At 70.3% G+C, this 24,970-nt stretch carries 23 protein-coding genes; 12 read left to right on the top strand and 11 right to left on the bottom strand.

What is annotated here, in order from left to right:
- Window positions 1–410: 410 nt before the first annotated feature.
- A complete protein-coding gene (locus IRY44_RS25140; RefSeq protein ID WP_194802676.1) occupies window positions 411–1,016 on the top strand; it encodes a hypothetical protein in 606 nt (201 codons plus the stop codon).
- On the opposite strand, the gene IRY44_RS25135 is transcribed toward IRY44_RS25140, so the two are convergent.
- Window positions 1,006–1,452, bottom strand: coding sequence for a hypothetical protein (locus tag IRY44_RS25135; RefSeq protein WP_194802675.1), 447 nt, complete (start codon window positions 1,450–1,452; stop codon window positions 1,006–1,008). The genes IRY44_RS25140 and IRY44_RS25135 overlap by 11 nt on opposite strands.
- Window positions 1,453–1,829: 377 nt before the next feature.
- Between IRY44_RS25135 and IRY44_RS30855 the strand changes: the two genes are divergently transcribed.
- Together IRY44_RS30855 and IRY44_RS25125 are read left to right on the top strand one after the other, a co-directional pair.
- Window positions 1,830–2,078, top strand: coding sequence for a hypothetical protein (locus IRY44_RS30855; RefSeq protein WP_228532751.1), 249 nt, complete (start codon window positions 1,830–1,832; stop codon window positions 2,076–2,078).
- Window positions 2,075–3,049 carry a phosphotransferase gene (locus IRY44_RS25125; protein WP_194802674.1) on the top strand — a complete coding sequence of 325 codons (975 nt, stop codon included), beginning with the start codon at window positions 2,075–2,077 and terminating at the stop codon, window positions 3,047–3,049. Before IRY44_RS30855 ends, IRY44_RS25125 begins: the two co-directional genes overlap by 4 nt.
- A 126-nt stretch (window positions 3,050–3,175) precedes the next feature.
- Here IRY44_RS25125 and IRY44_RS25120 read toward each other — a convergent pair whose 3' ends face one another.
- From IRY44_RS25120 to IRY44_RS25110, 3 genes are read right to left on the bottom strand one after another with little or no spacing between them, the layout of a single operon-like run.
- Entirely contained in the window at window positions 3,176–3,580 is a 405-nt protein-coding gene (locus tag IRY44_RS25120; protein ID WP_194802673.1) for a hypothetical protein, read from the bottom strand.
- A 47-nt stretch (window positions 3,581–3,627) separates the two neighbouring features.
- Entirely contained in the window at window positions 3,628–6,510 is a 2,883-nt protein-coding gene (locus IRY44_RS31365) for a CHAT domain-containing protein (protein WP_194802672.1), read from the bottom strand.
- Window positions 6,503–6,844, bottom strand: coding sequence for a hypothetical protein (locus IRY44_RS25110; protein ID WP_194802671.1), 342 nt, complete (start codon window positions 6,842–6,844; stop codon window positions 6,503–6,505). Before IRY44_RS25110 ends, IRY44_RS31365 begins: the two co-directional genes overlap by 8 nt.
- Before the next feature lie 266 nt (window positions 6,845–7,110).
- Between IRY44_RS25110 and IRY44_RS25105 the strand changes: the two genes are divergently transcribed.
- Window positions 7,111–8,319 carry an IS701 family transposase gene (locus IRY44_RS25105; RefSeq protein WP_228532781.1) on the top strand — a complete coding sequence of 403 codons (1,209 nt, stop codon included), beginning with the start codon at window positions 7,111–7,113 and terminating at the stop codon, window positions 8,317–8,319.
- Between the two features lie 140 nt (window positions 8,320–8,459).
- On the top strand, window positions 8,460–8,606 hold the full coding sequence (locus IRY44_RS25100) for a hypothetical protein (protein ID WP_194802670.1): 147 nt from the start codon (window positions 8,460–8,462) through the stop codon (window positions 8,604–8,606).
- A gap of 446 nt (window positions 8,607–9,052) precedes the next feature.
- Here the strand turns inward: IRY44_RS25100 and IRY44_RS25095 are convergent, their stop codons facing one another.
- From IRY44_RS25095 to IRY44_RS25065, 7 genes are all read right to left on the bottom strand, one after another.
- The gene (locus tag IRY44_RS25095) at window positions 9,053–9,586 is read right to left on the bottom strand and encodes a hypothetical protein (protein ID WP_194802669.1); all 534 of its coding nucleotides are present in this window, start codon (window positions 9,584–9,586) and stop codon (window positions 9,053–9,055) included.
- A 381-nt stretch (window positions 9,587–9,967) separates the two neighbouring features.
- Entirely contained in the window at window positions 9,968–11,104 is a 1,137-nt protein-coding gene (locus IRY44_RS25090; RefSeq protein WP_194802668.1) for a site-specific integrase, read from the bottom strand.
- A gap of 63 nt (window positions 11,105–11,167) precedes the next feature.
- Window positions 11,168–11,470, bottom strand: a complete 303-nt coding sequence (locus IRY44_RS31360) for a helix-turn-helix domain-containing protein (RefSeq protein WP_194802667.1) — start codon at window positions 11,468–11,470, stop codon at window positions 11,168–11,170.
- 80 nt (window positions 11,471–11,550) lie between these two features.
- Window positions 11,551–12,012 carry a hypothetical protein gene (locus IRY44_RS31355; RefSeq protein WP_194802666.1) on the bottom strand — a complete coding sequence of 154 codons (462 nt, stop codon included), beginning with the start codon at window positions 12,010–12,012 and terminating at the stop codon, window positions 11,551–11,553.
- Complete coding sequence (locus IRY44_RS25075) at window positions 12,009–12,728, bottom strand: DNA (cytosine-5-)-methyltransferase (protein ID WP_194802665.1); 720 nt, start codon at window positions 12,726–12,728, stop codon at window positions 12,009–12,011. Before IRY44_RS25075 ends, IRY44_RS31355 begins: the two co-directional genes overlap by 4 nt.
- Before the next feature lie 108 nt (window positions 12,729–12,836).
- Window positions 12,837–13,838, bottom strand: coding sequence for a DNA methyltransferase (locus tag IRY44_RS25070; RefSeq protein WP_194802664.1), 1,002 nt, complete (start codon window positions 13,836–13,838; stop codon window positions 12,837–12,839).
- Window positions 13,822–14,751, bottom strand: coding sequence for a hypothetical protein (locus IRY44_RS25065; RefSeq protein WP_194802663.1), 930 nt, complete (start codon window positions 14,749–14,751; stop codon window positions 13,822–13,824). The genes IRY44_RS25070 and IRY44_RS25065 overlap by 17 nt, the downstream gene beginning before the upstream one ends.
- A gap of 838 nt (window positions 14,752–15,589) precedes the next feature.
- On the opposite strand from IRY44_RS25065, the gene IRY44_RS25060 reads away from it, so the two are divergent.
- From IRY44_RS25060 to IRY44_RS25030, 7 genes are all read left to right on the top strand, one after another.
- Window positions 15,590–16,474 carry a hypothetical protein gene (locus IRY44_RS25060; RefSeq protein ID WP_194802662.1) on the top strand — a complete coding sequence of 295 codons (885 nt, stop codon included), beginning with the start codon at window positions 15,590–15,592 and terminating at the stop codon, window positions 16,472–16,474.
- Window positions 16,475–17,118: 644 nt separating this feature from the next.
- Window positions 17,119–17,511, top strand: coding sequence for a pilin (locus tag IRY44_RS25055; RefSeq protein WP_013285002.1), 393 nt, complete (start codon window positions 17,119–17,121; stop codon window positions 17,509–17,511).
- A gap of 2 nt (window positions 17,512–17,513) precedes the next feature.
- On the top strand, window positions 17,514–18,428 hold the full coding sequence (locus IRY44_RS25050; protein WP_194802661.1) for a conjugal transfer protein TrbL family protein: 915 nt from the start codon (window positions 17,514–17,516) through the stop codon (window positions 18,426–18,428).
- Entirely contained in the window at window positions 18,425–19,387 is a 963-nt protein-coding gene (locus tag IRY44_RS25045) for a PrgI family protein (RefSeq protein ID WP_194802660.1), read from the top strand. The genes IRY44_RS25050 and IRY44_RS25045 overlap by 4 nt, the downstream gene beginning before the upstream one ends.
- Window positions 19,387–21,213, top strand: a complete 1,827-nt coding sequence (locus IRY44_RS25040; protein WP_370585009.1) for a VirB4 family type IV secretion system protein — start codon at window positions 19,387–19,389, stop codon at window positions 21,211–21,213. The genes IRY44_RS25045 and IRY44_RS25040 overlap by 1 nt, the downstream gene beginning before the upstream one ends.
- On the top strand, window positions 21,210–23,720 hold the full coding sequence (locus IRY44_RS25035) for a helicase HerA domain-containing protein (protein ID WP_194802658.1): 2,511 nt from the start codon (window positions 21,210–21,212) through the stop codon (window positions 23,718–23,720). Before IRY44_RS25040 ends, IRY44_RS25035 begins: the two co-directional genes overlap by 4 nt.
- Window positions 23,721–24,094: 374 nt before the next feature.
- A complete protein-coding gene (locus IRY44_RS25030; protein WP_228532749.1) occupies window positions 24,095–24,931 on the top strand; it encodes a replication-relaxation family protein in 837 nt (278 codons plus the stop codon).
- Window positions 24,932–24,970 lie beyond the last annotated feature (39 nt).

The following is a 24,970-nucleotide window of genomic DNA, read 5'->3' as shown; positions in this document are numbered from 1 at the left end:
AGCGCCAGCCTCCGAGCAACACGCACAGCAAAACCTTTCAGATCGCACGGTCAACGACCCATGACACGGCCGGACGCGGAAAGCCGTGACACATCCGGCCCGACAGGCGGCCGGCTGGCTGGATCGCGTGCCAACGAGACGACTTAAGGCGAGATCGATAGATGTCGGCCAGATCTGTCGACCGCTTCCGACATTCCGGCGACAATCCCAGCCCGGGGATTGGCAGGACGACGTTCACGGTGAATGTCGGCAAATTGTTGGAGGTCAACAGCACCTCTTATCGACAACGGGAGCCGGAGCTTCTGATGGCTTTGTCGCCACCCGCATCGTTCGGCGGGCGGTGAGGGACCCCAGCCGCAGCGCGGCACGAGGTCTCCCTGTGTCCACTGCCCCTTGGGAGGGGATGCACCATGACCAGTCCGTCAATGCCGGAGGTCGGAGAGGTCGGTCGTCGGGCCGCCGAGATCCTCGACCGGATGCGCGTACACCCGGCCTACAACCGGTTGCACAGCTCATCGATGAAGTACTCCACCTGTTGGGCCACGTTCACCGGATACCCGGCGATCAGCCGCTGGGCTCTGGAACGCGACGCGGCTCCGCTGCTGACCGAGGCGCTGCGGGTGCTAGCGCTCAAGGCGGCGGTGTTCGAGCTGTCCAGCGGCGACGAGCAGGCCGCCGAGTTGCTGGTGCCGGCGCCGGTGGACGAGATGATCCACGCCGTGCTGGCCCAGTTCACGCTGATGACGCGGATGCAGTCCGACCTGGGCGTCGTCTTCCCTCACGCGACGGAACTGGAGGAGTTCACCTACACCCGTGGGTGTATCACCGACGCCTACTACGCCGCAGCTGGGTGGGGTGAGCAGCCGCTGCGGTACTGGCTGGACTCGGCCGAGGTGACGCGACGGCTCGATCTGCTCAACGACCGTTACCAAGCGGCTGGCCTCGGCCGTGACGGGCGTAGCCACGACTTCGACTTCGACCAGCCTGAGCCGGTCACTGCCGGGGTCAGCGGTTAGCCAGCTCCACCGACAGCACCCGCCGAAGGGCCTTCACCGTCTGCTTCGCGCCGAAGCGTTCTGCGGCCAGCCGCTCGGCGCGGGCTACCGCGGTGAAGATCTGCTCGGCGGGTGCGTCCCGGAGCACGGCGACGAGCCAGCCTTCGAGGTCCATCACGTCGACGGGCAACTCCAGCGCCGCCGATGTCGGCGCAGGCCGGGGCGCGTGATCGGGGACGGGCTCCCCGGCCGAGGCGTACCGGCCGGCAGGCAATCCCACCCGGAACGGGTGCACACACACGGCGACACCGGCGTCGGTGGCCCGCCAGCCGACATCGGGCCGGTAGGCGAACTCGGGACCCGGCCGGTCAACCACATCGAACTGGCCCGGCCCCATCTGCTGAGCGGGACACACGACGCATGTCTGCTCACGCCAGTGCGGAAGCGGCGCGGACATGGCGCCGATCGTACGGCAATCAGGAGGTATCAGGGTATGACGGTCTTATCCCCTCTCCACGTCCTGCCGTCATCGACCGCGCCCTGCGCGACGCCAGGGCGTGGTGCGCGGGGCACACGATCGATGACCGGCCGGCTCTGGTCCACGCGATCCGGGTCGCGGTGACCATCGGTGACCACGTGCCCGCGCCGCCGCATGAGGTAATCGCGGCGGCGCTGCTGCACGACGCACCGGACCTCGCCCCGCCAGCGTTGGACGTGTAACAGGTTCTCACCGCCGGCTACGGGCCTGAGGTTGCGCGGATCGTCGCCACGCTCCAGGCCGAACATCGGGCCCTCGATGAACCCGCGCCGCCCGTCTGTGTCAATGACCAGCCGGTGCTGCTCGCCTCCACCGCCGACAAGATCGTCGCGCTGACATCGCTGCTGCGGCGGGCTCGGGCCACCGGAGACGTGACCGGGTTCTTCGCCCGGCGGCTGGTGCTGTGCGGGCTGCTGCCGCACTTCCGGGCCTTCCAGCAGGCGGCCCACCCGCGGGTGCCGGCCAGCATGTCGGCGCATCTCGATGCCGTCCTCGCCCGGCTCGAACAAGTCACCGCCGCCATCCCTGCAGCGAGTGCGCGGTGAACACCCCCAGGCTCGACGAGCACCTCGTCGCACAGTTGCGGTGTGACCTGCTCGCTGCGGCGCGGCGAGTGCCGACCCGGCGGCAGGGCATCCAGCAGTGGGAGCTGTCCGCCGTTGAACGGCTGTTCTTCGCTGACGGCAGCAGCGTGGTCTGCAAAGTCGCCGCCGCGCCGTTCACCGGCGAGGCCACCGTGCTGCGCGCGCTCAACGCGAACGGAGCCGCAGTTCCGGCGCTCTACGGTTACGCCAGACGCCCCCAGACACTGGGCATGCTGATGGACGACCTCGGCGATCCCGTTCGGGCAGCGACCACAGCGGAAGCCGCCACCGCTGCCCGCTGGGTCCACGCCGCTGCCGACATCACCGGGCTGCCAACATTCGACCAGGCGGGCCTGGCGCGGCTACCCGGACAGGCACTCGACGCGCTCCACGCGCTGCGCCGGCAGGAACGCTTCCCCGACGCCCGCCCGATCGAGGAGTCGCTGCAGCGGCTGGCCGCTGTCGCACAGCGCAAGGCCGACGGCGCCGAACGGCCACCCTTCGGGCTGTGCCACGGCGAGTTCCACCGCAGCTCGCTGCACGTCAGCCGCGCCGGCTGCCGCCTCATCGACTGGGCGAAAGCGTTCACCGGGCCAGGGCTGCTCGACCTGGCGACCTGGTTCGGCACCCGCACGCCGCCCGAACCCCGTCTGCTCGCCCGACTCATCCGCGCCTACGTCGTCGCGGGCGGGCACCCGGACGCGGAAGCCGACCGGGGCGGCCTTCCCGCCGCCCGGTGGGCGCTGGGTTGGCATCGGGTCTGGGCGGCCTGGTGGTTTCTGACCACCGCCGCCGGCCACCACCGGCCCGACACCGACCGGCGTCACGCCCAGGTCGTGCTCCGGCAGCTCCACGGGGCCGCGCAGCTGCTCGCAGCATCACCACCTGCCAACGCCGCCCCTCTACCACTGGAAGCGGGAAGCCCATCGTGAAACGGCTCATCGTCGACACCCACGCCTCGTCCTGCTACTTCCGCACCTCATAGGCGGGGACGCGCAACGCGTTAGTGCAGATCACCGAGCGGCGGTACAAGGCCATACCCCGGCAATGCATCAACGTCAGCCATGCAGGCGAATATGGACCTTGCCCGGATTCTTCATGCCGGCGTTGTCGATCTGGACCTCGACCTCGCGGCTGGCTGTGGAGCCGTCTCCGTGGAGGGGTACCACGATCTGTATCCGTTGGTCGCCTTCCTCAATGCTGATCGTGGCCTCGTCCCCGGCGCTTTCGGTCAGTTGTCGTTCGCGGTGTCGACGCAGTGCCATCCAGAACTGCATGACCACGACGGACACGGCCCCGGCGGTCGCTCCGTTTACGACGCCGCCGATGAGAAGATCGGCTGCCAGGCCCCGGTTCCCGTTCGGGGCGTCGACCGCGGTCACCGGCCCGGGCAGGAAACCGTCCAAGTCGGCTGGGTCGAGTTGGCTGTTCTCAATCTCGAACTGCAGATAGTCGTCGGACATGCCTTCGCTTTCTCGGTGGTGATGGTCCGGTTGACCCGGCGTGTCGGCTACGCGTGCATGATCCACGGGCCGGGTCCTTCACCGGCAGGTGTGCGGGCGTTGAGTGCCCGTGCGAGTGCGGCGTAGGTTCGTTCGGTCTTGGCCACCTCACGGAGGGCGTCGACCACGAGTGGTCCCCAGGTCCGGTCGTTGATGGGGCGTATCGCCGAAAGGACGAGGCTCGCGCCAGCGTCGAGCAGGCTGACCGCCAGGGGCGGTTCGGTCATGTTCCGTTCCGTGGGCCGCTGCTGTTTGCCGCACACGGCGAGTACCACGACGAGACTCGGGTCGACCTGCAGCGTGGCGAGCTCGGACGGCAGGATCCAGCGTTCGTGCATCAGCAGGGCGGACATGCGGCCCAGGTCGGCGATCGGCTCGCCGTGCGTGGAGATCCACAGGAGGTCGGCGAACCGTGCCCCGGCTGCCAGCCGCCCCCAGGCGCAGTCGGCGCCGATATGGGCTTCGCCGCCGAGCAGGCCGGCCACTTCCCGGGCCTCGTCTGCAGCGCCGGGCAGTCCCAGTCTCGTATCCCCGCTGCGGGGGTCGGCGAAGACCTGTACCCGCTCACCAAATGTCGCGGTCGCGGCGCCGAAACCCGGCCGTCGGCGGTGCCGCCGGACCACCACGGCACGCTGCGCCAGCGTCTGTCCGGTGGGACCGGAAATGTTCTCGATCGGCATCGCCTCCCAGGGTGCCCGGAGCCGCAGCGCGATCTGTGTGGCGTCACCGGCGGTGTCGGCCAGCGCCGCCGCGAACTGGTCGGCCGTTGCCGTGCCGGCGGATCCGGGAGCGGACTCCGCCTCTTTCCGGGAGATGTCGACCCGGGTCATCTCGACCGCCACGATGCCTGTGCGGTGGACGGTGATCAAATGTGCGGCCTCCGCGCCCTGCACGACGTCGATGATTTGCTGACGGTCGTGGTCGAACCAGTCGGCGGCTTCAGTTCGCAGCTTGTTCGTGTGTGTGACCAGGATGTCGGCGGCCTGTGGCCGCAGCGCGTACACCCGCCGGAGCGCGTCGGCCTCGGCGGTGGAGAGCCGGGACAACTGGTTGTCGAGGAATCGGCGCACGTCCGGGATCCCGGTGGCGGCGGCCTGGTTCCGCTCCTGGGCGAAGGACGCCATGGCCATCCGCAAATGGAACGGCAGTCGTCTCACGGCGGCAAGATGCTCCTGTTGCCGGCGCTGGAACTCCTCACGTTGGGGCCGCAACGGCTGGGCCCGCACCGCGAACGGGAGGCGTCGGCCGTGTTCGGCTAGCGTCCGCACCGCCCAGCGGCGCAGTTCCCGTTCGGCTGCCTGATCGCCGAGATCGGCGTCCGGACGCGAGGCCGCGAAACGCAACGCCAGCATGTGATCGGTCTTCGCGACCAGTTCGCGGAGCATTTTGCCGATGACCGTTGCGCCGTCCGGAGCGGGATCGATGATCAGTTCCCGGTGCTCCCCGCGTCGGTCGCCGACCGCTAGATCGAGGGCGAACTCCACCCGGGCCCGGGACGGGTTGTCGGAGGAAAGAACCCATGCGGTGAGTGCCCATTCCGGGATGCCCCTGTTGCGGGAAATGTAGCCGAGGAAGCCGTCGCGAGCGAGCATTCCGTACAGCATGCCCTTGAGCTGGTCGAACCCTGCTCCATCCGCGGGCGAACGGGGAGCCACGCCGAGCAGGGCCTCCAACGCCGGAGCCTGCTCGGGCAACGGGCCTACCGAGTAGAGAAGCAGATCGCCCCAGCGATCCACTTCCGCCGGGTCGCTGCGAAGCAGGTGCGCCGTGGCCCGCCATCCTGCGGCGGAGGACCTCTCTCGAAGCGACCTGGTGTCGGCCCGCTCGTCCCGCTTCAGAGCGGAACCGTCCTGTTCGCCGATCAACTGGAAAATGGTATCCCGTTGGGCCTGCACCAGCTCGGATGCCGATGCCGCAAGGCTTGCGTCATACAGTTTGCAGGCGAGGTTCACCGCTCCATCACGGAAAAGGACATAGCCGATATTGGCCTTGATGTCGGCGTCGAACAGCGGCATCGATACCGCGTCGCGCCCCCATCGGGCCAGGTTGCGGGCGGCGAGGTACAGACCGCACTCCGACAGGCGCTTGGCGTAGACGGTGAGGCGGACACCGAGTTCCCGGACGCTGCCGGTCAGCAGGTCCGCACACAGAGCCAGATAGGTGTGCCACAGCACCAGTTCCGCCCGGCCCCCGAGACTGTGGGCCAGATCGGCGGCTTCGCCGTGCAGTGGGGCAAGGGTCCAGAAGTCGTACGTCGGGACGGTCTCCGCCAACCTGCCGAGAATGTCGCGGGCCTCCGCTGGATCATTCCGCGCCCGCGCTTCCTGCACCGACGTCAGAAGAACCGACAGCACCTCCCGGGAATGCCCGCCCGTTTCCGTCTCGACAGAGCCGACCCCCGACGCGGAGACCGGCTCCGGTAATCCGGCACCGATCCGCAGGTCCACGCCCTCGGCCCCCACCATCGAGCCATCCCCCCCGAGCCCGGCGAACACGGAAACGTCCTCGGAGTCGGGCCGATGCCCGGATTTCCCGCTGTATCCGAACAACCGGAGCTGCCGCACGACCAGATCAAGACGCAGCCGGAGAAAAGCCGGATCCGGTGTGGGATTCTCGCGCAACACCCGATCCACCACCGCAGCCGCCGCCCGGTAGTGCTCGTCGCTACGGTCGAAGTCGGCCAGTTCGAGATACGTGTTGCCGATCGCGGCATGGCATGCCGCATTGATCAGATCCGGCAACGTCGGCGCCGACTCGCTCAATGTGTGCAGCAGCGCAAGTGCCTCCCGAAGGTCCCCGACCTCACGCGCGACCGATGACGCATGGTAAAGACCGGTGGCCCTTTCGACCGGACCGTCGATGTAATCAAGTACAGCCCGATAGTCACTCACAGGTCCGGGGCGCAAGGTGCCACAACTCCAGCGGAACAACAACGGCGAGAAGCAGCGCCAGCGCCTGCCCGAGCTCGCGCCTGTCGCTGTCCGGGCAGTCACCGAACGGCACGGACCCACACACAACGACAGCGGCCTCCCCGACGGAAGCCGGATCGAAATCACCAAAGCCCATGCCAGGCCTGACGGACAGACTCAGGTCGGGCGGTAATTCCGCCTCGCCAAGGTCGACTGCCGCGATCAGATCAGCGAGGCTTCCGTACTCCTGATTACTTCCGGCCGCCACGGCAAGAGCAGCCGAACCCACACGTTCTACCCAACCGGGAGACGTCATACACCGAGACTAGGTTCGGCGGCCGCCAAAGGCGAGCACCCGATCAGGCCGACAATCTCGGCCATGGCGTAGCCAATGCCCTAGTACTCCAACGTCACTTGGCTTCGGCGTTGGGCGTGGCGCGGGCATGAAGACGGCCACCGCGTTGATCATCGATGGTTTGTGAAGACAACCGAAGATCGTGCGGTGGCCGCGTGCCACGCGTAAACCCCGCCGGGTGGCGGGTCATCGTCGGCGAGGCGGTGACGCGTGTCGCTGACCGGTTCATGCGGGCAGAGCCCCGTCGGACCGCCGGGCAGTTCGTGGAAGGGCTGCTGTCGGGCGTGGAACGCAAGACCTGCTGGTCCATCGCGGAACGGGCTGGCCACGACGATCCACAGGCGATGCAGCGGCTGCTGCGCACGGCAGTATGGGACGCCGATGGCGTCCGCGACGACGTTCGGGCCTGGCTGATCGAGGAACTCGGGCACCCCGACGCGGTGCTGGTCTGCGACGAGACCGGGTTCCTGAAGAAGGGCCTGTGCTCGGTCGGGGTGCAGCGGCAGTACACCGGCACCGCCGGCCGGGTCGAGAACAGCCAGGTCGGGGTGTTCCTGGCCTACGTGTCGCCCGAGGGGCGGGCGATGATCGACCGTCGGCTCTACCTACCCGAGACGACGTGGTGCGACCGGCCTGAGCGTCTCACCGCCGCCGGAGTCCCCGACCAGGTCGGGTTCGCCACGAAGCCTGCCCTCGCCCGGCAGATGATCGCCGCCGCCCTGAATGCCGCAGTCCCGTTCGCATGGGTGACCGGCGACGAGGTCTACGGCGCCGACCCCGGCCTACGCGCTGACCTGGAACACCACGGGATCGGCTACGTCCTGACCGTCGGCTGCGACCGACGCGTGCACGTCAACGACGGACGCACCCTGATCCGCGTCGACGACCTCGCCGAGCGGATACCCAGGCGTGAGTGGCAACAGCACAGCTGCGGACCCGGGGCGAAAGGACCCCGCGCCTACCTGTGGGCCTGGATCACCACCGCCACCCAGCCCGGTGAGCATCGATGGCTGCTGATCCGCCGCAACCGCACCACCGGCGAACTGGCCTTCTACCTGTGCTGGTCACCTCGGCCGGTGCCGCTGCACACCCTCGTGACCGTCGCCGGCTCCCGTTGGAGCATCGAGGAGCTGTTCCAGACCGGCAAAGGTCAGGTCGGCCTGGACCATTACCAGGTCCGCAGTTGGACCGGCTGGCACCGCCACGTCACCCTGGCCATGCTCGCCCTGGCCGTCCTGACCCTCCTCGCCGCGCAGCAGCCCGACGCCGCCCCGGAGATCATCGCGTTGACCGTCGCCGAGATCCGCCGACTCCTCAACGCCCTCGTCCTCACCGCGGCGCTACCGCCGGAGCACATCCTGCACTGGTCGATCTGGCGACGAACATCCCAAGCCCGAGCCCGACGAGCCCACTACCAGCGCAGACAAGCGAAGTGACGTTGGAGTACTAAGGGCATAGGTCTGCCAGACCAACGAGCTGGCTGCGTGCACCCACCGGCCAGTCAGGCCGCGTGACTACACCTGTCACCTGCCGGTGCAGCAGACCCCCCGCGATAAGTGCCGCCGGCAAGGAGTTGGTGCTCGCCGTGAAGGAGGCTGGCGACCTGGACGTGGGCAGCGAGGGCAAAGCGGACATGTCACAGGCCGAGGCCCGGGTCACCGAAGCTCAACAGAAGCTGAAGACAGCGTGCCGCGACCTGCTAGGCGAGGAACCCTGGTCCTGACCACGCGGCCGTGCCGTGTCCCGCACCGCGGAGCCTTCACGCCGCCCTGGGCTTAATCGATGGCAGCCTCGGCTCGAACGCGCAACCTGCGCCACGGAGTGACGTCGGCTCAATAGTGGGCGTGGACCTACGTCACCGGATGCCCTAGGACGTCACCGGCGGCGGCCAGTTCGTCGCTGACGAGTACACTCGTCGATCATCGACACGGTTGTCTACTTCTGGACGGTCAAGTGGTCGATCAGCGGATAGTTCAGATCATCAGCGTCGCCGACGTACAGCACGAGCGGCTCGTACTTCGAGTTCCGCAGCGCCTCAAGCACGCCACGAAGTTGCCCTTGACTGCGGCGATGTATTGATCAACGACCAGGGCGACGACGGCAACGGCGAGAAGATTCTGGTGGACGACGAAGCCCTTACCCGCCTGGATGAGGGCTTCGCTTGTGCGGTTACTCGGTGTTCAGGGTGACGATGACGCCCTGGTTCGCGCACGCTGTCTGCAGGCCCGACATGTGCGTCGTCATTGGGCCCAGGAACGCCAGCGCGCCCATCTCCTGTCCATTCGGGATCTGCGACATCTGCCAGGCGAGGTCCATCAGCGCGGTGCCGTGCTCGCGGATGTCGTCGTGGCGGGAGTCCTCGAACACCCTGCGGGCCTGTCGGTACTCGGCTTCGGTGAGCTTGTCATCGCCGCTGCCCTTAGCGCTGCCGTCGGCCTTCTTTCCCTCGCGCATGGCCTTGCAGGCGGCGACGCCGGTGTCCTCGCGGATGAACCGGTCGTACAGGCCGTAGCCGCCGACGGCGAGCAAGAGCACAGCGAGGGCCGCGGCGGCGGCGACGATCAGCGGCTTGCGGCTGGGCGCGGCCGGCGGTGCCGGCGGCGTCATCCCAGCGGCGGTCGGCGGCCACTCGGCCGGCTGGTGCTGGACGGGCGGCTGGCCGTAGACGTCGTGCGGCTGCTGCGCCTGGTACGGGTTGGTCAAGACTGTCTCCCCACGTGACGTGTCGTGTCGATGATGGTTGGGATGCGGCTGCCGCCCTGCCCGTTGTCGGGTAGGTGACCGTGGGTGTGGCCGGTCAGCTGGTGCGGGTCGGTCGGAACGTGCCGACGGAGGCGGCCACATCGCCGGGCTTGTGGCGCCGCTTGTCGAACACGTACGGCTCGAGGAGGGTCCAGCCGTCGGCGCTGAGCTGCGCGAACCAGGCTTGACGGCGGAGTCTCAGGTGCTCTCCGCAGCGGTGCTAGTGTCCGCGAATGCGCGGCACAACACCCCCGCTCAACCAGTGCTCGCCCACGTCCAGTGCTGGGGCGAGATGGCGTGGCCCCTATCGGCTGGGCACCTATGCGCACCTCAGCAGCCTGATCAAGCGACCGGTCGCAGATGCCGCAGCGTGCTGTTGGGGCGGTCGGGTTGGGTTGTCTCCCAGCGTCGCTGCAGCGCGTCAACAAGGTTGGTGATCATGGGTTCGGTGACGTGGCTGTAGATGCCTCGGACTCCGGCGAGGCGGTGGCCGAGCCGTCGGGCCTGGGCGATCTCGGGGATGCCGTCTTCGATGAGCCAGGTCTTGTGGGTGTGGCGTAGGTCGTGGAAGTGCATGCCGGGCAGGATCGGCGGGATGTCTCGCTGGGGGTCGCCGGTGAGGGCGGGAGTCCAGGCGCGGCGGTTGAAGTTGGAGCGGCGTTGGTGGTAGCCGCGGGCGCCGGGGAAGACGGTGTGGTGAGGGTGTTCGGCGAGGTGGGTGGCGAGGAGGTTGGTGAGGAAGCGGGGTAGGCGGATGTGGCGGACGGAGTCGTTGGTTTTGGGTGGGCCGAGGTACAGCTTGCCTTCGACTTCGTGCAGGGCGCCGGTGTCGGGGTGGACGTAGATGCTGCCGAGGGTGAGGTCGAGGTTGTCTCGGTGCAGGCCGGCGAGTTCGCCCCAGCGCATGCCGGTGTAGGCGGCGGTGAGGATCATGAGGCCGTCGGAGGGTCGACTTTGGCGGGCGACGATGGCGGCGACTTGTTCGGCGGTGGCGTGGGGTCGTTCGGCGCGGATGCCTTTGGGGATGCGGATTCCTCGGCAGGGGTTGAAGGGAATCCGGCGGTCCTCTACGGCTTCTTGCAGAACCATCGACAAGACCATGATCACGTCGGCGACGGATCGGGGTGCGAGACGTTTGCCGAGGGCGACGGCAAGGGTCTTGATGTGTTGGCGGCGGATGTCGACCAGGGGTAGCGGGCCGAGGGTGGGCAGGATGTGCAGCCGCAGGTGGCTGCGGTAGGCGGCCCAGGTTGCGGGGGCTGCCTGGTGGGTGGACTCCCAGATGGGCACCCATTCGGCGAGGGGGATGCGTCCGCCGCGGGGGTCGATGAAGGTGTCGCGGGCGACTTCGACGTCGATTTCTTTGGCGCGGATGACGGCGTCGGCGCGCCGGTCATGGGTGGAGTCGGTGGTGACGGTGCCGTCGGTCATGCGGAGGCGGACGCGGAACTTCATGCCGCGTTGTTCCACCCAGGCCATGGGTTACTCCATTCGGTGCGGGTGCGGTGCGTCGGTGATGGACGCGTGACTTCGCGGGTTGGGTCAAGTCGGCGCTGGCGGGTGGCGGCGCCGGTGGGTGCGGCGGCCGGTGGCTGGTTCTGCTGCTGCGGTGATGAGGGCGGCGAGGTCGGCGGCGGAGAAGCGCAGGTGTTTGCCGAGGAAGGTGCAGGGGATTTGGCGGCGCCCGGCGCGGCGGCGTAGCCAGGATTCCGGGATGCGCAGCAGCGCTGCGGCTTCGGCTGGTGTGTAGAGGCGGGGTTCCTGCTCGTCGTGGTGTCCTGTCGCGTGGGCGGGTGTGGGTGGCGGCGGTGGGCGCCGTAGTGGGCGGGGCGGGTTGTCGCGCACGGTGGGCTCCTCGCAGGCGCGGGTGGGGCGGGCTCTTCGCGGGTGGATGCCTGGTCGGCTTGCGAAGAGCCCGCGGGTGGTCAGTGGTGGCGGCACAGCAGAAGGCGCAGGGCGGTGGCCGCTTGGGCGGGGACGACGCCGTTGCCAAGGACGCGCAACGCGCCGGTGCGTGGGAGATCGAGGGTGGGGTCGGTGACCCAGTGGGCGGGTAGGCCCATGAGCCATTCCACGAACGGCGGTGCGAGCACGGGCTTGCCGTGCTGGCCGGGCTGGGCGGGCGCGGGAACGGGGCGGCCGATCAGAAGCTCCCAGCGTGCGATCGCCGGGGCGTAGATCTGCCACGTGGTCTCGTCGGGTCTTCCGAGCGCGCCGCTGCTGAGCTGGGCGAGGGCGGCGCGTAGGTCGGGGTCTTTGTCGCCATGGTGGCCGGCGCTTCCCGTGTAGGAGGTTCGGGGCTTCGATAGGCCAGGCACCAGAGATGGCAGGGGGACGTCCTCGTGGGAGCCGCTCTTTCCGGGGCAATCCTTCTGCCTGTCCGTCACGCGCGGCGTGGGGAGGAGCACCTGTGACAGCGGCGGTCGGAAACCGTCACCTGCGCGGCGGCCGGGGGTGCCGGTGTCGCTCGCGCGTGGGGTCGGCAACAGCTGGTGGCGGATGCCGCTCGAGGCGACGACGTCGGGCAGACCGCGCTGGTGCCCGGGTCCTTTGCCGTCACGGGGCACAGGGTGTCGGCAGCGTTCGTATCTCTTCTCCCCTCTCCGGTGGTGGCGAGCAGGAACAGCCGGTCCCGTCGATGCGGGGCGCCGATGTCGGATGCGCGTAGGCATAGCCAGCTCGTGTCGTACCCGAGCGCGGCCAGGTCGGCGTGGACGACGTCGAGTCCGCGTGTGCGGAGGGCGGCGACGTTTTCCACAAAGACGACGGGCGGTCGAAGAGCGCGAACAGCGTGAGCGACGCTTGTCCACAGGTTGCTGTGGACACCGGTGATGCCGGCGCGTTTGCCGGCGTTGGAGATGTCCTGGCAGGGGAAGCCTGCGGTGAGGATGTCGACGGGCGGCACGTCGGTCCAGTCGATGGTGCGGATGTCCCCGAGGTTCGGCACCCCGGGCCAGTGGTGGGCGCAGACGGTGGCGGCATGCCGGTCGGTTTCGGCGTACCAGGTGAGCTGGCCGCCGAGCACCAGCTCGACGGCCATGTCGAGGCCGCCGTATCCGGTGCACAGCGATCCGATGCGCGGTGCGGGTCGGTGGTCAATCACGCACCTCCGCCGCGTCGAACTGCGAGGGCTCACCGCGCGCGGCCAACAGCAGACGGCAGCAGCTGTACCGTCCCGCCGCGCGACTCGGGTGGCGGTGGGTAGGCCTACTCACGCGACCATCCCTCCCCCGAGGGTGTCCTTCAGACTTCCTGAACCCGAATCGGTCTGGCTCTTGCTGAACACGAGGACGTCTTCGTGTGCGATCAGGTGCATGGGGGTGCCGGCCGCCCGGGCCTTGCGGACGGCCTGGAGTTGGAAGAACGACGGCCGGGCGACGAGCCCGCCGTCGCGGACGGCGGCGAGCAGTGCCACGCACCGGTCGACGGGGGTGAGTCCGGCCCGGATGCCGGCGCCGATGACGGCCGAGGGGAGGTCGACCAGTTCGCCGTGCTTGCGCCACGGTCGGGCGGTCACGACGACGACCCCGCCGGGGCGCAGGAGGGTGTGGCAGCCGGTGAGGATCTGGGCGAACCCGTCGGCGAGTCCGGTGAGGTCGCGGTAGGCGAGGTTTCCGCGGTCGGTGCCGTCGTTGTAGGCGTTGTCGAACTTGGCCACGCCGTCGGCGCCGGGCCGGACGAGGCCGTGCACGGTCGGTCCGTACGGCGGCGACGTCACCACGAGGGCGACCTGCCCGGCCAGGGCCCCGGGTACGAGCGACAGGATGCTGGTGGCGTCGCCGCGGATGACGCCGGCACGGCCGGTCGCACCCTGGGTGTGGGCGTGTTTGATGTTGGCGTCGGCGATGTCGGACCAGCGTGACTCGTACTCCACGCCGATCGCGTCGCGGTCGGCGTGGATGGCCTCGACCAGGGTGGTGCCGATCCCACACATCGGGTCGAGCACCAGGTCCCCCGGTCGGGTGTAGGCGGCGACGGCGTGCGCGGCGATCGCGGGGAGCATCCGTGCCGGGTGCTGCACGGACTCGCGCACGTAGCGGCCTCGGCGCTGGACCGGGCCGGTGGCCTGGGCGGTCGCCCACACTGACAGGGCCTCCGGGCCGGCAGCAGACTGATGACCTCCGGTCGGGCCGGTGCTCGTCGAGGCAGCCGGCGTGCTCTGCTCGTTGGGGTCGCCGGCGGTGTCTGCGCGGTGCCTAGCCACGGCGACCACCGCCCTCGCGCCCGGCCCGCCAGCGCGGGGCGTGACGCTGGCCCTGGGCCTGGCTGAAGACCATCAGGTCCGCGTGGACTCGCAGGTGCGCCATCTGCCACCGCTGGTCGGTGGTGGTGAGGGTGAGCAGTTCCTCGTCGGTGACGTGGTAGACGAACGCGTCGCCGTCGGTGTCGGCGGTGACGGCGACGAGGTGCTGCAGGTAGCCCAGTCCGACGCCGGCCGCGGCCTGGACCACGCCGGAGAAGTCCTCCGGGCCGGCGGTGATGCCGGCCGGGACGGTGACGACGAGGATCAGGCAGCCGCCCGGTTGCAGCAGCGCGGCGCAGGCGGTCAGCAGCCACGCCAGCCGGACCCGGTTGGCGGCGGCGTGCTCGTGCAGGGGCCAGCAGGCGACCACGAGACTGGTCGCCTGCTGCAGGGAGCCGCCGGGTGGTGGGTCGGCCGCCGTGCCGGTCGGCGGGTGCAGTTGCGGGTCGGTGAGATCGTCACCGAACCAGGCGCCCATCTCGGGCAGGTCGTCCTCCTCCCCCGGTTCCGCGCCGCCGCCGGTGGTGCCGGCGGGCGGGGCCGCGGTGGCCGGGCCGATGATCAGGCTGCACGCGTCGGTGAACCACGCCGGGTGGTGACGGCGCGCTCCGGCCGCGCAGGCCTGGGTGAGGGCGTGGTCGCCGGTAACGTCGACGACCGCCTCGCCGGGGCGGCTGTAGGCGGCGATGAGGCGGCCGGCCAGTCGGGCGCCGATGCTGCGTCCGGCGTCGCCCGGGATACGGGCGGTGCGCCAGACGGTGAGCGGTACCGGCGGGTCACCGGCGACCAGGTCGATCGTGGTGGGGTCGACCGCGGCCAGCGGGCCGGTGTCGACGGTGGGATCGGGATGCGGGTTGTGGTGCTGCGGCGTGTGCTCGCTCATGTGGTGTCGGCTCCGCGCCGCGCCGTGGTGCGCTGACACCCTCAAACCGGTGTTTGTCAGCCGTGGCGAACACCTGCCAATCTCACGGTGATCTCACGAATCTCTGACAGCCGGTTCCCGTCCGCTTAGCTGTCCATGGGCTCCCGGATGTTCACGCGGGCGCCGACTCCATGGGTCGGATCAATATCGGGAGGCTGCCAGAGCCGACGATCGACCCAGTTCTGTCAGCCGCCCAGTGTCACGGCCACCTCGGCCATGCCAGCGGCGTACGCCAATGACACGGGGTGCTGGCCGGCATTGTCAGACCGCTGTCCGACTTCGCCGGACAGCAACGGCGTCACCGGGGGCACCGGCTCCGAAGCTGTCATTCGGACGGCGGCTCGTCAGACCGTCACGGCCCGGCGGACGGACGCTGTCAGCCGGGGCATGCCGGCGCACCCCACGCCCCGTGGCCGCCGACAGGCGGCGGGGCGTCCAGCCGATCGCGGTCTGTCACTGTTCGCTGTCCAGCGCTGTGAAACGGGCTGGGATGCGTCGTCGGACCCGCGCCGCGATGGCGCGTCCTCTCATCCGGCCGCAGCTGCGGAGCGTGTCCGTCCGTCTCTGGTCGTGTCAGAGCGCAGGTCAGCGTGGCGTATCAGAGCGCTGGACGTCGACGTCGGTCGTCGGTGAGCGGTGGTGTCGCCAGAGGCGACTGATGGCGTCGACCCGGTGTCCATGTCGGCCAGCCTGCGTTGTCAGGGGTCCGTGAGGCCGGGGTGGCGCAATGGCGGTCAGGCGTGCCGGCTGCCGCTTCGGCCCGTCATCGACATTCGTCTCTGACATGGGAGTTCCGGACATGACCTCCTCCGCCACCGGCTGGCCCGACTCGCCTCTGGACGCCGTGGACACCGCCTTCGCCGACCTGACCTGCGACCCCGACCCGTTGTCCCTGGACCTCGATTCGCTTGTCGGGCAGCTCGGTGATGACACCGGTCTACCCAGGGGTGTCATCGCGCTGCCGGCGTTGCGGCAGTGGCTGCTGGAGCATCCCCGCGCCTACACGGTGCGCGACGTGGTGTGGCGGGAGCTGATCCGCCGCGCCCGCCTCGACGGGCCGGCCTGGGTCATCGCCGCGGTCGCCCTGGCGATGCCGGCGCTGCGCCGCTACGCCGGCCGACTGCATACCGGCTGGGCCGGCGACGCCCACGACCTGGACGCCGAGATCCTCACCGGTTTCCTGACCGCCCTGCGCGACCGGGTCGACCTGGCCCGCCCGGCGCCCTACGCGGCGTTGTGCATGGCCGCGTGGCGGGCCGGCCATGAACTGCGGCAGCGTGCTGGCGCCGAGGCCGTGCCGGTGGACGACCTCGATCACGTCACCGGCCCGCGTACTCCGAGGCGGCCCTACGGGCATCCAAACCTCCTCGTACGCCGCGCCGTCGAGGTGGGCATCATCGACGAGTGCGATGAGCAGCCCTACATCGACCTGCGGCTGGGCCGGCGGGCCATCGAACCCATGGCCGCCCGGCTCGGCATGGAGGTCGACACGCTGCGGCGGCGCGTCGAGCGCATCGACGTGCGCATCGCCGAAGCGCTCGCCGCCGGGCTTCTCACCGAGGTGATCTCATCGCGGGTGCAGGAGGACCTCGCCGCGGCAGCCGAGCGACGACAACACATTCGGGCCTCCCGCGGCGCCGGTCCGCGACCGGCCGCCGCGCGGGTGAAGCTAGCAGCTGCCTGAGGGGCCATCCCCCGTTGAGCGCCCCGACGCGGGCCCGGCCATCTGGTCGGGCCCGCGACCGTGTGCGGCGACCCTGCCATGCCGCATCGGCAACCGGTTCCCACCTCCCGGGTACGGCGGCGAACCGCCGTACCCGGGAGGTGGGCCGGGCTGTCGGGACTCTCACCACGGCATCCAGGGAATGTCGGGGAGGCGGCTGTGAGGTTCCGGCGCCGATGCTGAGAGGCGGTTCCGTCACCAGCGGCATGCTCGCACGAAAGGGCGTGCAGGCCAGGGTCGTTAGAGGTTTGTGAGGTGGTGTCGGAGCGCTGTGGGACAGGCAGGTGTTCGCCAGGGCTCACAAACGCCGGTTTGAGGGTGCGGAACTCCTCCGGCGCCACCACGGCGTCATGCGGAGGTTTGGTTTCGCCCGCCGTCGGGCCGGGACATAGGGCTGACACGGGACCGGGTGCCTCGGGTGCCGCGCCACGTTGATGCGCTGACACCTCATCGATGACCGCTGACCCGAACGGGAGGACGAGCTCCTCCCGAGGTTCACCGCGCTCCCCTGTCCGGCATGTGTCTCCCGAGCCCGGCGGCGGCACCCCGACCGCCGTTTCGACGATCGCGCCGGCCGTGAGCCGGTGCGGGAGGTGCAGCCACCCATGTTCCCCACGTTGTGGGCACGTTCTCGTGCTCTGACCATCGCGCTGTCCACGCTTCGCCGCGTCGCCCGGGTCGCCGCGCCCGCCGCGGCTGCCCTCGGGATGCTGGCCGTGCCCGCCGTCGCCTACGGCGACGCCGGTGAGCCGGTCATCCTGGCCGTCAACGACCTGCCCACCGTCATCGCCAACCTGCAGGCCTGGGTGATGGGCATCCTGGCCGCCGTCGCCACCCTGTTCCTGGTCCTGGCCGGTGTGTACTGGGCCACCGCCGGCGGCGACCCCGTCCAGGTCGACAAGGCCAAGGGCGCGCTGAAGAACGCCCTGATCGGCTACGGCCTGGCCGTGCTCGCGCCCGTCCTGCTGAGGGTCGTTCAGGGAATCGTCGGAGGCTGACGATGGCCTGGGCGCTCAACCAAATCCTCGACTGGTTCGCCGGTCTGCTGCTGGACTGCCTGAACGGGCTCATCACCGCGATCACCCGCGCACTGCTGATCACCCCGGACGTCACCAGCCTGCCGCAGGTGCAGGCCCTGACCGGACGGTCAGTCTGGGTCGTCGACACCGTCTTCGTCCTGGCGTTCGTCACCGCTGGTGTTCTCACCATGGTCGCCGGCGGCGACGAACGCGCCCGCTACACCGCGAAGGATCTCCTGCCGCGGTGCGTCGTCGGGTTCGTCACCGCCCACTTCTCGCAGCTGATCGCCGGCACGCTGATCGAGGTCGCGAACGCGTTCACCACCGCCCTGACCGCGCAGGACTTCAACGGTGACGGGGCCCTCGACGCCGTCAAGACCCACCTGATGGCCGCGCGGGACCAGAGCGCCGGTCTGCTGTTCGTCGTCTGCCTGGCGATCATCGTGGTCCTGCTCGCCGCCACGGCCTGCAGTGTGATCGTCCGCTTCGCGGTCGCGCTGGTGCTCACCGCGGTCGCTCCGATCGCCCTCGCGTGCCACGCCCTGCCGCAAACCGAGGGTGTGGCCCGCCTGTGGTGGCGGTCGTACGTCGCCATGCTGGCGATCCCGGTGGTGCAGGCGTTCGTGCTGTTCGCCGGCCAGTGGATGCTGCTGGACACCAGCGCCATGATGCCGCTGCTGGGCCTGCCGGTCGAACCGGGCGGGACGCTCAACCTGTTCGTCGTGATGGTCCTGCTGTGGACCACGGTCAAGGTGCCTGCGCTGATGCGCCGCTACGCCACCAGCGGCGCAGGCGGGCACGGCGGCAACCCGGTCGGCGCGGTCGTGCGGGTCGTCGTGGTGCAGCAACTCACCCGCGGGCTGCGCCTCCCCGGCCTTGGGGCGGTGCGACGATGAACCGCGACCACCGCGACGAACAGGCCGTCGCCGCCCGGATGCCCGCCGACGTGGACGCGCCGGACAAGGTGCTCTACGGGCTGACGTTCCGGCAACTCGCGATCCTCGCCGTCGCCGCCGTCATCTTCTACGGCGCTTGGCGCGCCCTCCACGCGATCGTGCCCGCACCGGTGCTACTCGGCGCCGCTGTCGTCCTCGGCGGCCTGGTGTTCGGCCTCGCGGCCGGCCGCCGCGACGGACTGCCCATGGACGTGTGGCTGACCGCCGCGGTCCGCCACTCCCGGGCACCACGTGCTCTGTCCACTACCGACACCACCGCGAGGACGCCCGAATGGGTGGAGATCCCGGCGTCGAGGGTGATGCTGCCGGCTCCGTTGAAGTTGCCTGCCGACGCCATCGACGATCACGGGGAGATCAGCCTCGGCGGTGTGAAGGCGGCGATGGTCGCGGCGACCAGCGTCAACCTCGCGTTGCGCACCGCCGACGAGCAGGCCGCCCTCATCGACACCTTCGGCCGGTGGCTCAACAGCCTGTCCACGCCGACGCAGATCGTGGTGTCGGCACAGCCGGTCGACCTGCACTCCGCCGCCCGCACCCTCGCCCAGGCGGCAGAGGCCACACCGCACCCAGCTCTCGCCGACGCGGCAGCCGACCACGCACGGTTCCTCGACGACCTCGCCGAACGGCGCGACCCGCTACGCCGGCAGGTCCTCATCGTCACCCGCACCACCAGCGGCGAACGGGGAGAGCACGCCGCCCGGCGCCGCGCCGACCAGACGGTCCGGTCCCTGTCCGGGCTGGGCGTCACCACCCGCGCCCTGGACGGCCACGCCACCACCGCCGCCCTGGCCGCCGCGGCCGACCCCTACCGGCCGCCCCGCCCCGGCAGCCTCGCCGCACCCGACACCACCATCACCGCGCCTCCGGCGAGGAGGCCACGCACCAGGAGGACACCGTGATCACCGTCAAGCGCCGACGCACCCGGAACGACGACAGCACCAGCCCGCCGTCCGCGGGACTCGCGGCGACGGTAGCTCCTGCCTCGGTGGAGGTGACGCCGCGGTTCCTGCGAGTCGGGGACGGCTACGCGGCCACCCTGGTGGTGACCGGGTATCCGGCCGAGGTCGGGCCGGCGTGGCTGGAGCCACTGCTGTCCTGGCCCGGCCGCCTCGACCTCGCGTTGCACATCGACCCGATCCCCGCCCCGGTGGCGGCGTCCCGGCTGCGCAACCAGCGCGCCCGGTTCGAATCGTCCCGGCGGGCCGATGCCGAGAAAGGGAAGTTGGCCGACCCGTCCGTGGAGGCCGCCGCCGACGACGCCGCCGACCTCGCCGAACGCCTCGCCCGCGGGGCGGCGAAGCTGTTCCGCGTCGGCCTGTACCTGACCGTGCACGCCCGCACCGAAGCCGAACTCCTCGACGCGTGCGCGCAGGTGAAGGCCGCGGCCGCGTCGACCCTGATCGAGGTGCAGCCCGCGACGTGGCGGCACCTGCCCGGCTGGACCACCACCCTCCCGTTGGCCACCGACAGTCTGCAGATGCGCCGCACCATGGACACCCAAGCCCTGGCTGCCGCGTTCCCTCTCGCCAGCGCGGATCTGCCCGCGCCGCTGCCCGGCGACCCGGCCACCACCGGCGGGGTGCTGTACGGGGTCAACCCGGACTCCCAGGGCATCGTCTGGTGGGACCGGTGGGCGCAGGAGAACCACAACAGCGTGATCCTGGCCCGCTCCGGCGCCGGCAAGTCCTACTTCGTGAAACTCGATATCCTCCGCCAGCTCTACCAGGGGGTGCAGGTCGCCGTCGTCGATCCCGAGGACGAATACCTCCGCCTTGCCGACGCGGTCGGCGGGACCATCGTGCGGCTCGGCGCACCCGGCGTGAAGATCAACCCCCTGGACCTGCCAATCGGGGATAACCGACCGGACGTGCTCACCCGCCGCGGCCTGTTCCTCCACACGTTGATCAGCGTCCTATTGGGGCAGGTGCCGCCACCCGCAGAGCGCGCCGCCCTGGACCGGGCGATCCTGCAGGTGTACCGGCAGGCGGGCATCACCGCTGACCCGGCCACCCACCACCGGCCCGCTCCCCTGCTGAAGGATCTGGCCGCGACACTGCGGGCCGACGACAACCCGGCCGCCCACGAGCTGGCCGCCCGGCTGGCGCCGTGGGTGGCCGGCTCGTTCTCCGACCTGTTCGACTCACCGACCACGACCCGCCCGGACGGGCACCTCGTGGTCTGGAGCCTGCGGCACCTGCCGGACGAACTGCGCACCGTCGGCACCCTGCTCGCGCTGGACGAGATCTGGCGGCAGGTCGACCTCCCACCTCAATATCGGCGGCGGTCCCCCGAAGGATCCCGCCCGCAAGGCCGGCGGCTGGTGGTGGTGGATGAGGCGTGGCTGCTGATGCGCGACGGCGAGGGCGCCCGGTTCCTGTTCAAGATGAGCAAGGCCGGCCGCAAGCGCAACGCCGGCCTGTCGGTCATCACCCAGGACGTCGCCGACGTGCTCGGCACCGACCTCGGCCACGCTGTCGTGTCGAATGCGGCCACGCAGGTGCTGCTCAAGCAGGCCCCGCAGGCCATCGACCAGGTCGCCGACGCGTTCGGCCTGACCGCCGGGGAACGGCGGATGCTGCTGTCGGCCCGGGTGGGGCACGGTCTGCTGATTTCCGGCACCAACCGGACCGCGTTCGAGTCGATCTCCTCGCAAGCCGAGCATCTTCTCGCGACCACGACGCCGTCCGACCTCGCCGACCTCGACGACGGGGAGGAGGACCTGTGACACCGTCCCTTGTCGCATCGCCGGTACCGGCGCCCAGTCCGTCCGGGCCGGGCGCCGGTGTCATTGCCCCGCCGAGCGCGCCCACGCGCTGGGTTCTGCACGCCGCCGATTGGGCGGTGGACCGGCCATGGCTGCTCGGCGTCGCCGCCGCCCTGCTGGTCACATACGTCGCCGGGCGCAACCTGCTCGACGGGTGGCGGCACCGCCGCCACGCCGACCGGGCCCGCCTCGTCACGGTCGCCCCACCACCGGAGGTCGACCCGCACAGCGCCGCCGCGCTGTGGGCGAACCTGCACGGCACGCTCACCCCGTCGCGCCGACGGCGGCTGCTGTACGGCAGCCCGCACGTGGTGTGGCAGTACACCTGGACCGGCCGGCAGCTCCTCATCTCGATCTGGGTGCCTGGCACAGTGCCGGCCGGGGCGGTCGAGGCCGCCGTGCGGGCCGCCTGGCCCGGCGCCGCCTGCACCACCGACGACCAGGCCCCGTGGCCGATCCCACTCGACATGCCGGCCGCCGTCGGCGGCCACCTGCTCCCGACCGCCGCGGAGTGGCTACCGATCAACACCGACCACGACAACGACCCGCTGCGGGCGCTGATGTCCGCCGGGTCGCAGCTCAAATCGGACGAGTACGCCTGCGTGCAGATCCTCGCCCGCCCCGCCGCCCCCCGCCGCGCCGCACGCGCCCGCCGCGCCGCCGGCCGGCTCCGCGACGGCAAAACGGCCGTACCGGCCATCGATCCCGCCGCGCCGCTGCTGTGGCTGATCGAGGCGTTTCTTCCCGGCCGCACCACCACCCGCAGCGGCGGCCAGCCGGCCGGCCGCCGGGATCCCGGTGTGGAGCGGGACGTGCGGGCGATCCTCGACAAGACCGCCCAGCCGCTGTGGACGATCGGTATCCGCTACGCCGTCGCGAAGAACAACCACCGTGGTGGCTCCCGGCCGCAGGCCAGGCTACGCGGTATCGCGGACGCGGTCGCCTCGTCGTTCGCCGTGTACGCCGGCCGCAACCGCCTCGCGCACCGGGCGCGGATGGCGCAGCCGGTGGCCGTGCTGGCCACACGGCGGCTCGGATCAGGGTTCCTGGCCTCCACCCCCGAGCTGGCCGTCCTGGCCGCGCTGCCGCGGGATCTGGCCGTGCCGGGGCTGGATCGGGCGCGGGCGAAGTCCATGCCCGCCCCGGTGGCGGTACCGACCGGCGGCCGAGGCACGAAGGTACTGGGTGACGCCGAAGTCGGTGGCCACGCGGTGGCCCTGTCCGTGGCGGATGCGAGGTATCACCTGCATGTGGTCGGATCGACGGGCTCCGGGAAGACCACCCTGCTGGTCAACATGTCCGTCGAGGACATCACCGCAGGCCGGGGCACCGTGGTCATCGACCCGCACGGCGACATGGTCCTCGACATCCTCGACCGGCTCCCCGCCAGCGTCGCCGGGCGGGTGGTGCTGTTCGACCCCGACCAGCCCAACCCGCCCACCCTCAACCCGCTGTCCGGCGACGACCCCGACCTGGTCGTCGACAACCTCGTGTCGATCTTCGGGAACATCTTCGCCAAGGCGTGGGGGCCGCGGATGGACGACGTCATGCGGGTGGCCTGCCTGACCCTGCTGCGGCACGCCAACGTCACCCTCCAGCACATCCCGCCCCTGCTCAACTCCGCGCAGTTCAGAAGCGCGATGACCGTCGGCCTGGACGACCCGGCCGGCCTGTCCGGGTTCTGGCAGTGGTACGACCAGCTCAACCCGGCCCTACGCTCCCAGGTCATCGGTCCCGTCCTCGCGAGGTTGCGGGCGTTCCTGCTGCGCGACTTCGTCAAGCGCACCATGCGCTACCCCCGGTCCAGCTTCGACATGGGCAAGGTCCTCGACGGGGGTGCCCTCCTCGTCAGAATCCCGAAAGGCCAGCTCGGCGAGGACACCAGCAAGCTCCTCGGCTCCCTCGTGCTGGCCCAGGTGTGGCAGGCCGCCACCGCCCGCGCCAGCGTGCCCGCCGACAGACGCCGGGACGCCACGCTGATCATCGACGAGTGTCAGAACTTCCTGACCCTCGCCAACAGTCTCGACTCGATGTTGGCGGAAGCGCGGAAGTACCGGCTGTCGATGGTCCTCGCGCACCAGGACCTGGCCCAGTTCCCGAAGGACCTACTGGCAGCGGCGTCGGCGAACGCCCGCAACAAGCTGTACTTCTCCGTCGCGCCGGAGGACGCCCGTGTGCTCGCCCGGCACACGCTGCCCGAGCTCGACGAGCACGACCTGACGCACCTGGACGCCTATACCGCTGTCGGGCGCCTCGTCGTCGGTGGGCGGCAGACGCCGGCGTTCACCCTCAAGACCCGGCCGCCGAAGCCGGTCGTGGGCGAGGCGACGGCGATCCGTCAGGCCGCAGCGGAAGCGGTTCCGGCGCAGGACACCAGCGCGATCGACGACCTCGTCGACCGGTTCTCGGCCCGACCCGACGACAACCGCCGGTCCCGTGGCAAGAGCGCTCCGAAGGCGAACACCTGAACGCCGCAGGACGGTTGAAGCAAGATCGACAGATCGGTCGACCGAGGTCGACCGAGTCCCGGTCGCCCCTTCCGTGCGGGCTTCACCAGCCCTTCACCACCGATCATCACACCGCACTGACAGATCCGGCCGTCCGGGTCTGTCAGTGCCGCTCACCGGCCGTGTCCAGCCTCCGGTGACCACCTCACCGAACTCAGACACCCTCCCTCGGAGGGACTCCTCTTCCGCTTGGAGCATCCACCGTGTCCACCAACAACTCCGTCTCCCGCTCGGCTTCTGCCTCTTCCTCCGCCTCTTCGCCTGGTTCCCGGTCGTCGTCTCGTCGTGCTCGTCTTGCCCGGCTTCGTCGGTTGACCGCCCGTGATCATCAGCTGTTGCGGTGGCTCGCCGAGCACTACGTGCTGTCCACCGACCAGATCACTACGGCGCTGTTCCCATCGCGTCGCTCGGCCCGGCTCCGACTCGCCCAGTTGCACCAGATGGAGGCGGTCAGCCGGTTCGTCGACGTCACCACCGGCAGCGGCCAGTACCTCTACACCCTCGGACCGCTCGGCACCGTGGTCCACCCCACCCAGTTCAACGACCCGAACCACGCCGGCGTCCGCGCTCCCCGGACCAGCATCGACCGCACCGAACGCATCATCGGCAGCCGCCGCCTGCCCCACCTGCTCGGCACCAACCAGCTGTTCATCGACCTGCTCGGCTACGCCCGCACCGACGGAAACGCCCGGCTGGCGCGGTGGTGGTCCGAACAGCACACCACCGCCGCCTTCGCCGCCGCCTCCTACGCCGCCGGCAGCGGCACCGGTGTCCAGCCCGACGGACACGGCATCTGGCACGCCGGAGGGCGCACCGTCGGGTTCTTCCTCGAACACGACAATGGCACCGAACCCCTCGGTACCGTGCTGCGGAAGCTGCGCGCCTACGAGCAGCTCGCCCGCTACGGGCCCCGGTACCCGGTGCTGCTGCGCGTCCCCGGCCGCCGCCGCGAGCAGCACCTCCTCGACGCCCTCGCCGGGGTGCCCACCGCCATGCCCGTGGCCACCGGCCTTCACGGCGAGCACCCCGCCGGGCCTGCCTGGACGTTGACCACCGACCCCGGGCCGCGCCGCTGGCTGCACGAACTGCCCTGCGACCACGGCCCGGACAACCCGGCCACCAACCCGCACCGCTTCCCCGACACCGCGGATGACTTCAGCGGCCTCGACTGATTCATAGGTGGCATCTGAACGGAGATCAGGGTCTGCGGG

The organism is Micromonospora sp. ANENR4, from assembly GCF_015354395.1.
Taxonomy (GTDB): Bacteria; Actinomycetota; Actinomycetes; order Mycobacteriales; family Micromonosporaceae; genus Micromonospora; species Micromonospora aurantiaca.
This window is presented reverse-complemented; position numbering and strand designations above follow the sequence as displayed.